1 pseudogene is annotated in these 352 nt (G+C 64.1%); it reads left to right on the top strand.

Going from position 1 to position 352, the window contains the following annotated elements:
* Positions 1-80 precede the first annotated feature (80 nt).
* Positions 81-197, top strand: a pseudogene (locus ACQ4LH_RS21930) (DUF523 domain-containing protein); the annotation flags it as partial.
* Positions 198-352: the final 155 nt, after the last annotated feature.

The raw sequence follows: 352 nt of genomic DNA, 5'->3' as shown, positions 1-352 counted from the left end.
ATAAGAGACAGCCTTTGATCGGCGGCCAGCAAGCGCAGTAACCTGGCGGTGTTACGGCGGGTGACTAATGAGAGTGAGCGATGCAGAAGATTCTGGTGAGCCGTTGTCTGTTGGGCCAGCGCGTACGCTACGACGGCGGTGCCCATGGCCCGTTTACCCTTTTTGAGCGCTGGCAGCAGGAGGCCCGTTTTGCGCCTTTCCCTTCTACCCATCTGACGCGGCCGCCGCCGTCCCCCGGGTCGTCTCGTTGCCGGTCCGCCTCNGGACAGGGGCCAGCGCGTACGGTAAGACCGCGGTGCCCATGGCCCGTTTACCCTGCTTGAGCGCTGGCAGCAGGAGGGCCGTATTGTGC

It is taken from the genome of Pseudomonas peli, from assembly GCF_050563605.1.
Taxonomy (GTDB): Bacteria; Pseudomonadota; Gammaproteobacteria; order Pseudomonadales; family Pseudomonadaceae; genus Aquipseudomonas; species Aquipseudomonas peli_A.
Note: the sequence above shows the minus strand (reverse complement) of the source record. Positions and strands in the feature narration are given on the sequence as shown.